Here is an 8132-nt window from a genome sequence, read left to right on the forward strand (position 1 = left end):
CACGTCGCGGAACGGCGAGGGGTGGTGGTGTCGTTCGCGGTCAGCGGTGCGCCGGTGGCCGTGCCGGCCGACGTTCGGCGCGAGTTGACCGGTCCGGTGGCGCAGGCGTTGTCAGCGGCGCGCGAGCGGGCGCGGGTGAGCCTGTTGCGCACCGAGGGCGACGTGCGGGTGGCGGTGGTGGCGGACGCGGGGGTCGCGGATGCGGGCGTCGGAATCGCCACCGGGAGCGAGGCACGCACCGGGAGCAAGGACGGGGTGGGAACCGGGAGCGGGCGGGTCGAGGTCGAATGCGGCACGCACGGGCGGCAGGCGCGGATGGAGGCCAGGTGGCGGACGAGCTGAGCGCGGTGGTGGTGGACGACCACCCGGCGGTGCGGGCCGGTGTCGCGCACTGGTTGTCCTCGGGCACGCCGCCGATCCGGGTCGTCGCGAGCGGTGAGGACGTGCGCGCGGCGTGGTTGGACGAGGGGGCGCGGGCCGACGTGGTGATCCTGGACCTGCACCTGGGTGGGCCGACGCCGGTGCTGGGTGATCTGCGCCGGTTGGTGGAGGCGGGGCGGCGGGTGGTCGTGTACTCGATGCGCGCCGACGACGACATCGCGTTGCAGTGCCTGGAGTTGGGCGCGTTGTGCTACCTGACCAAGGCGGAGGGCGCGGAGCACCTGGTGCGGGCGGCTCGTGCGGCGGCGGAGGGCAGGCCGTACACGCCGCCGTCGCTGGCGGGCGCGTTGGCGGGTGACCGGTCCGACCACCGGCCGGCGTTGTCGGCGCGGGAGGTGGAGGTGCTGGTGGAGTGGTTCCAGTCGGAGTCGAAGGAGTTCGTGGCGCAGCGGTTGGGCATCTCGTCGAGCACGGTGAACTCGCACCTGGAGCGGATCCGGGTGAAGTACGCCCTGATCGGTCGGGAGGCGCCGACGAAGGCCGCGCTGGTGGCGCGTGCGATCCAGGACGGCTTGATCGGCGTGGACGACCTGTAGCGAGCCCGAAGTGATCACGGCGCGTTGTCGTGCGGTCACGGTACGGTGGGAGGCACACCGCCTCCTTCACATCGCTGTGATCACCGGAGGTAGCCGTACATGAGGTCTCTGATACGCGTCGGCCACGTGCTGACGGCGGTCGCGATCGCCGCCGGGCTGGCGGTCGCCGCCCCGGCCGACGCGGCGCCGCACCGGGCGCCACGAGTGGACAACCCGTACCTGGGCGCCCGCGCCTACGTCAACCCGGAGTGGTCCGCACGGGCCGCCGCCGAACCGGGTGGCGCGGGGGTCGTCGGGCAGCCCACCGGCGTGTGGCTCGACCGCATCGCGTCGATCGAGGGCGCGAACGGTCGGATGGGGTTGCGCGCCCACTTGGACGAAGCCCTGCGCCAGGGCGCGAACCTGGTCCAGCTCGTGCTGTGGGACCTGCCCGGTCGCGACTGCGGTTGGCTGTCCACCAACGGCGAGCTGGCGTTCGGTGAGCTGCCGCGCTACAAGCGGGAGTTCGTCGACCCGATCGCCGCGGTGCTGGCCGACCCGGCGTACGCGCGGCTGCGGATCGTCGCGGTGGTGGAGCCGAACTCGTTGCCGTTCCTGGTCACGCACGTCGGTTCGCGCCCCGACGCGACCCTGGGCTGCGAGCAGGTCAGGGCGGCGGGTTCCTACACCGAGGGCATCGGGTACGCGCTGGCGAAGCTGGGCGCGATCCGCAACGTCTACAACTACCTCGACATCAGCCACCACGGCCACATCGGCTGGGACGAGGACCGGGGGCCGGTGCTGGCGCTGCTGGTGAAGGCGGCGACGTCGGGTGGCAGCACCCCGGCCCACGTGCACGGGCTGATCGCCAACACCCGGAACTACTCGGCGCTGCGGGAGGAGTTCATCGTCAAGACGGTGATCAGCGGGCAGCACATCCGGCAGAGCCGGTGGGTGGACTGGAACCCGTTCCTCGACGAGCTGTCCTACGTGGAGGCGTTCCGGGCCGAGGCGGTCGCGGCGGGCTTCCGGGCGGGCATCGGCGTGCTGGTCGACACCTCGCGCAACGGGTGGGGTGGGCCGAACCGGCCGACCGCGCCGGGGTGGGAGTCGACGGTGGACACCTACGTCGACACGAGTCGGATCGACCGCCGGTTGCGGATCGGCAACTGGTGCAACCAGACGGGCACGGGTCTGGGTGAACGCCCGGTGGCCGCGCCGGAGCCGGGCGTCGACGCGTACGTGTGGATGAAGCCGCCGGGCGAGTCGGACGGGGCGAGCACGCCGCTGCCGATCGGGGACGAGAACCACAACCGGATGTGCGACCCGGACTACACCGGTCGGCCGGACGCCTCGCCGGACCCGTCGGGGGCGTGGCGGAACGCGCCGCCGGCCGGTGAGTGGCACTCGGCGCAGTTCCAGGAGCTGCTGCGCAACGCCTACCCGCCGCTGAACTAGGTCTTTTGCGGATAATCCACCGTTGTCCGGGTAGCTAGACTGGGGCCATGTCCGCCATGGCCCCAGCTCGCACCGAGTCCGACCTGTCGTTCCTCCTGGACCACACCGGCCACGTGCTGCGCACCCGGATGGCGGCGGCGCTGGCGGAGATCGGCCTGACCGCGCGCATGCACTGCGTGCTGGTGCACGCCCTGGAGGAGGAGCGCACGCAGATCCAGTTGGCCGAGCTCGGTGACATGGACAAGACGACGATGGTCGTCACCGTGGACGCACTGGAGAAGGCGGGCCTGGCGGAGCGCCGGCCGTCCAGCACCGATCGGCGGGCCCGGATCATCGCGGTGACCGCGAAGGGCGCGGAGCTGGCGAAGCAGAGCCAGGCGATCGTGGACGGCGTGCACCGGGACGCGCTGGGCTCGCTGCCGGACAAGGACCGGGAGGCGCTGCTGCACGCCCTGAACCTGCTGGCCGCGGGCCACCTGGCGGCTCCGGTGGCGGCGCCGCAGACGGCTCGCCGGGCCCGGGAGAGCGCTCGGTAGGCCCGGCCGACCGGGTAGACCCGAAGAAGATTGTCTATTACGGAACTATCCGCTACGGTTCCTCCTGTCGCCATCCGAACAGGAGAACCCGATGTCGTCCCCGCTCGACACACCGCTCGAAGCACCGCTCGGAGCGCCCGGCGGTAACCGCTTGCCCGCGCTGGTCGTGCTGTCCGCCGCGATGCTGATGACCGTCCTGGACGGCAGCATCGTCACGGTCGCCATGCCCGCCATCCAGCGTGACCTGGGCTTCTCCCCCGCCGGCCTGAGCTGGACGGTCAACGCCTACCTGATCGCGTTCGGCGGCCTGCTGCTGCTGGCCGGGCGGCTCGGTGACCTGGTCGGCCGCAGGACGATGTTCCTGGTGGGCAACGCCGTGTTCACCGCCGCGTCGCTGCTGGCGGGCGCGGCCACCACGCCGGGCCTGCTCATCGCCGCCCGGTTCCTCCAGGGCGCGGGCAGCGCGCTGGCCTCCGCGGTCGTGCTCGGCATCCTGGTCACGCTGTTCACCGAGCCCGGCGAACGGGCCAAGGCGATCGGCGTGTTCAGCTTCACCGGCGCGGCGGGCGCGTCCCTCGGCCAGGTGCTGGGCGGCGTCCTCACCGACGCGCTGAGCTGGCACTGGATCTTCTTCATCAACCTGCCGATCGGCGTGGCCACCGTCCTGCTGGCGATCCGGGTGCTGCCGACCGACCGCGGCGCGGGCCTGGCGGCGGGCGCCGACGTGCTCGGCGCGGTGCTCGTGACCAGCGGTCTCATGCTCGGCATCTACACCGTGGTGAAGGTCGAGCAGTACGGCTGGACGGCGGCGCACACGCTCGGCCTCGGCGGTCTGTCGGTCGCGTTGCTGGCCGCGTTCGCGGTCCGCCAGGCGACCGCGCGGACGCCGTTGATGCCGCTGCGGATCCTGCGTTCGCGCAACGTGACCGGCGCGAACCTGGTGCAGGTGCTGACCCTGTCGGCCATGTTCGCGTTCCAGGTCATCGTCGCCCTGTTCATGCAGGAGGTGCTGGGGTACAGCGCGTTGGCCACTGGTCTGGCGATGCTCCCGGCGGCGGTCGCGATCGGCGGTGTGTCGCTGTTCGTCTCGGCCCGCCTGAACACCCGGTTCGGTGAGCGCGCGGTGCTGCTGGTCGGGTTGGCGCTGCTGCTGGCCGCGATGGTCAAGCTCGCCACCGTCCCCGTGGACGCCGACTACCTCACCGACCTGCTGCCGGTCATGCTGCTGGTCGCGGGCGGCGGGCTGGTGCTGCCCGCCCTGACCTCGCTGGGCATGTCGGACGCGAAGCCGGACGAGGCGGGCCTGGTGTCCGGGCTGTTCAACACGACCCAGCAGGTCGGCATGGCCGTGGGCGTGGCCGTGCTGTCCACGCTCGCCGCCGCCCGGACCGGGGACGACCTGGCGTCGGGCGCCGCCGGACCGGTCGCGCTCACCGCCGGGTACCACGTGGCCTTCACCGTCGCCGCGGCCCTGCTCGCCGCCGCGTTCGCGGTCACCCTGATCGTCCTGCGCAAGCGCGCCTCCGCCTGACCGACCCACGAGGAGATCGACATGACCGTCAACGCAGGCCCCGCGCCCCGCACCCTGACCGACGACGAGCTGGTGGCGCTGCTCGGCCGACAGCGGTTCGGCGTGCTGGCCACGGTGAAGCGCAGCGGCCACCCGCACCTGTCCACCGTGCTCTACCAGTGGGACGCGGGGGAACGGGTCATCCGCGTCTCGACCACGGCCGACCGGCTCAAGGCACGCCAGATCCGGGCCGACCCCCGCGTGGCCCTGCACGTGAGCGGGCCGGACGTGTGGTCGTTCGCCGCCGTGGAGGGTGACGCCGAGCTGGTGGAGGTCTCGCCCGAACCGGAGGACGGCAGCGACCGCGAGCCGGACCGGCGGCTGGTGATCACCATCCCCGCCACGCGCCTCTACGGCACGGCGCTGGACGTGCCGAAGGGGTAGCCGACCGCCCTGTGAGCAGCGGCACGCGGTGGGCGGTCGGGTGGTCTGGCCGCAGGCGGTAAAATCGTTTCAGTAGCTAAGCAACCAGTCGCGCGGTCACTGTCGACACGGGACGGCAGGATCAGGAGCGACGCATGACGGCGACCGCCGAGTCCACTGTGACCGGTCGGAGGGGCAGGGGCGGCGGTGCCGCCATGGGCGCGCTCGCGCTGGGCGGCTTCGCCATCGGGACGACCGAGTTCGCCACCATGGGCCTGCTGCCGCAGATGGCGTCCACGTTCGGCATCTCCATCCCCACCGCGGGCCACGCGATCAGCCTCTACGCGCTCGGCGTCGTGGTCGGCGCACCGCTCATCGCCGGGCTGGCCGCGAAGCTGCCGCGCAAGGGCCTGCTGATCGGCCTCACGCTCGCGCTCGCGCTCGGCAACGGCCTGTCCGCCGTCGCGCCGAACACCGACCTGCTCATTAAAGCCCGGTTCGTGGCCGGTCTGCCGCACGGCGCGTTCTTCGGCATCGCCGCCGTCGTCGCCACCACGCTCGTGCCGCCGGAGCGCCGGGGCACGGCGGTCGCCCGGATCATGGTCGGCCTGACCGTGGCCAACCTGGTGGGCGTGCCCGTCGCCACCGCCGCCGGTCAGCAGATCGGGTGGCGCGTCGCCTACCTCGCGGTGACCGTGATCGCGCTCGTGACGGCGTTGGCGGTGGCCCGGTGGCTGCCCCGCATCCCGGCCGCCGAGGGCGCGAGCGTCGGCGCCGAGCTGAGCGCGTTCCGCCGGCCGCAGGTGTGGTTCGCGCTGGTCACGGGCATGGTCGGGTTCGGCGGCATGTTCGCCGTCTACTCCTACATCTCCCCCATCACCACCGAGGTCACGGCCCTGTCCGCGTCCGCCGTGCCGTGGGTGCTCGCGGTGTTCGGGCTCGGCATGACGATCGGCGCCACCGTCGGCGGCCGGTTCGTCGACCGCTCGGTCATGGGCACCGTGTTCGGCGGGCTGGTCGCGGTGACGGCCGTGCTGGTCGTGTTCGCGCTGACCGCCACCTCGCCGGTGATGGCGTTCGCCACCGTGTTCCTGCTGGGGCTGGTGTCGCAGGTCCTGGCGTCGGCGTTGCAGGTCAGGCTGATGGACGCCTCGCCGGACGCGCCGTCGCTGGCGTCGTCGTCCAACCACTCGGCGTTGAACATCGCCAACGGCGCCGGCGCGTGGCTGGGCGGCCTGGCGATCGGCGCGGGCTGGGGCTACACGTCCACCGCGTGGGTCGGCGTGGCGCTGAGCCTGGCGGGGTTGGCGGTGGCCGGCCTGTCGGTCGTGGTCGACCACCGCCGCACGTCCGCCTAGAGCACCTCCCGCAGCCTGGCGGCGAAGCGGGTCGGGTCGTCGACGAACCCGATGTGGCCGCCGGGGAACCTGGTCGGCTCGACGCCCAGCCGCTCGGCCAGCGCCTCCGACGTGCGCTCGCACAGCTCGCCGCCCGAGTCCTCACCGATGCCGACCACGATCCGGGTCGACGTCGAGCGCAGCACGTCGAAGTCCGGCATCCACCGCACGGTGGGCCGGAGCATGTGCTCGTACTGGTAGCGCTCGTCGGCCAGGTCCTGGGGGCTGCGCTCGCCGCCGAACATGTGCGCGACGACCTCGTCGGGCAGGTCGATGTCCGCGATGGCCATGAACTGCCGCCACGCGCCCAGCGGGTCGCCGGAGCGGTAGGTGGCGATCATCTCGTCCGTGCGCCGGAGCAGGTCGTCGGCGTCCTCCACCAGCCGGTCCAGGGGCGGCTCGTGCGGGATCACCGTGCTGACGAGGTCCGGGCGTGCCTGCGCGAGCGCCAGCGCGGTGACCGCGCCGCCGCTGGAGCCCAGGACGGTCGCCGGGCCCGCGTCGAGGTGGGTGATGAGCCGGGCGACGTCGTCGGCGCGCAGTTCCGGCGTGGCGTCGCGGTCCGGGTCGTCGACCCGGCTCCGGTTGATGCCGCGCGGGTCGGTGGTGAGCACGGTGTGGTCGACGGCGAGCAGGTCGGCCAGCGGCTCGAACGCCCTGGCGTCCATCGGCGCGGCCACCAGCACGACCAGCGGTCCCTCACCGCGCACCTCGTAGTGCAGCAGCGCGTCGGGCACGCGCAGGGTGTCGGTGTGCGTCATGGCGGATCCTCCGTGTCTGATGTGGTCAGTCGCCTGTGGTGACTCCCCCGGTGAGGCAGAATCGTCGGTCGTGAGCGAAGTTTTCCCGGCCGGCGTCGCGGAGCGCGACCTGAGCCTGGCGCGCGAGGGCGATCTGAGCCTGGCGCGCGCGGGCGACGGTGACGCCTTCAGCCGCCTGGTCGAACCGCTGCGCCGGGAGCTGCACGCCCACTGCTACCGCATGCTCGGCTCCACCCACGACGCCGACGACGCCCTCCAGGACGCGCTGCTGCGGGCGTGGCGCGGGCTGGGCGGCTTCGAGGGCCGCGGCTCGCTGCGCTCGTGGCTGTACGCGGTGGCCACGCGCACGTGCCTGGACGCGGTGGAGAGCCGGGGGCGGAGGGCCCTGCCGGTGGACCTGGGTCCGTCCAGCGAACGGGTCGTGCTCGCGGACGCGCCGCTGACCGACGTGGCGTGGCTCGGGCCGTACCCGGACGCGGACCTGGGCGACGGCGGGCCGGACGGGCGCTACGCGCGGCGGGAGGCCGTCGAGCTGGCCTTCGTGGCCGCGCTCCAGCACCTGCCGGGCAACCAGCGGGCGGCGTTGCTGCTGTTCGAGGTGCTGGGGTTCTCGGCGGCCGAGATCGCCACCATGATGAGCACCTCAACCACGTCGGTGAACTCGGCGCTGGCGCGGGCCCGCCGGGTCGTCGCGGAGAAGGTGCCCCCGCGCACGCAGCAGCAGGCGGTGCGCCTGATCGGTGATGCGCGGGTGCGGCGGGTCGTGGCCGACTTCTCCGGCGCGTTGGAACGCGGCGACGCCGACGCCCTGGTCGCGCTGCTGACCGAGGACGTCACCTGGTCGATGCCGCCGCTGCCGCACTGGTACCGCGGGATCGACGCGGTGGCCGACTTCGTCGTGCGGGTGCCGATCACCGGCTGCGCGTCGTGGCGGCACCTGCCCGTCGGCGCGAACGGGCAGCCTGCGGTCGCCTGCTACCTGTGGGACGACGGCGTGGGCGCGCACGCGGCGTGGGCGATCAACGTGCTGACCCTGCGCGACGGGCTGGTCCGCTACGTCACGTCGTTCGTCGGCGCGGCCCACTTCCCGG

The 8132-nt window shown here is 73.0% G+C and carries 8 protein-coding genes and 1 pseudogene; 8 read left to right on the forward strand and 1 reads right to left on the reverse strand.

The window, feature by feature from the left end:
- From AB0G02_RS22745 to AB0G02_RS22775, 7 genes and pseudogenes are all read left to right on the forward strand, one after another.
- A pseudogene (locus AB0G02_RS22745) lies at positions 1–342 on the forward strand (hypothetical protein); the annotation flags it as partial.
- Positions 288–977 carry a response regulator transcription factor gene (locus tag AB0G02_RS22750; RefSeq protein WP_360797474.1) on the forward strand — a complete coding sequence of 230 codons (690 nt, stop codon included), beginning with the start codon at positions 288–290 and terminating at the stop codon, positions 975–977. The pseudogene AB0G02_RS22745 and the gene AB0G02_RS22750, both read left to right, overlap by 55 nt.
- Before the next feature lie 99 nt (positions 978–1076).
- Entirely contained in the window at positions 1077–2414 is a 1338-nt protein-coding gene (locus tag AB0G02_RS22755) for a glycoside hydrolase family 6 protein (protein ID WP_360797475.1), read from the forward strand.
- 47 nt (positions 2415–2461) lie between these two features.
- Positions 2462–2950: a MarR family winged helix-turn-helix transcriptional regulator gene (locus tag AB0G02_RS22760; protein WP_360797476.1), complete on the forward strand. Its 489-nt coding sequence runs from the start codon at positions 2462–2464 to the stop codon at positions 2948–2950.
- A gap of 91 nt (positions 2951–3041) precedes the next feature.
- The gene (locus AB0G02_RS22765) at positions 3042–4481 is read left to right on the forward strand and encodes a DHA2 family efflux MFS transporter permease subunit (protein ID WP_360797477.1); all 1440 of its coding nucleotides are present in this window, start codon (positions 3042–3044) and stop codon (positions 4479–4481) included.
- A 21-nt stretch (positions 4482–4502) separates the two neighbouring features.
- A complete protein-coding gene (locus tag AB0G02_RS22770) occupies positions 4503–4904 on the forward strand; it encodes a TIGR03618 family F420-dependent PPOX class oxidoreductase (protein WP_360797478.1) in 402 nt (133 codons plus the stop codon).
- 134 nt (positions 4905–5038) lie between these two features.
- Complete coding sequence (locus AB0G02_RS22775) at positions 5039–6241, forward strand: MFS transporter (protein WP_360797479.1); 1203 nt, start codon at positions 5039–5041, stop codon at positions 6239–6241.
- Here AB0G02_RS22775 and AB0G02_RS22780 read toward each other — a convergent pair.
- A complete protein-coding gene (locus AB0G02_RS22780; protein WP_360797480.1) occupies positions 6238–7041 on the reverse strand; it encodes an alpha/beta hydrolase in 804 nt (267 codons plus the stop codon). The genes AB0G02_RS22775 and AB0G02_RS22780 overlap by 4 nt on opposite strands.
- A gap of 115 nt (positions 7042–7156) precedes the next feature.
- On the opposite strand from AB0G02_RS22780, the gene AB0G02_RS22785 reads away from it, so the two are divergent.
- Positions 7157–8132, forward strand: a 976-nt coding sequence (locus tag AB0G02_RS22785; protein WP_360797481.1) for a sigma-70 family RNA polymerase sigma factor, incomplete at its 3' end; no start/stop codon positions are given.

The organism is Actinosynnema sp. NPDC023658, assembly GCF_040639995.1.
Classification (GTDB): Bacteria; Actinomycetota; Actinomycetes; order Mycobacteriales; family Pseudonocardiaceae; genus Actinosynnema.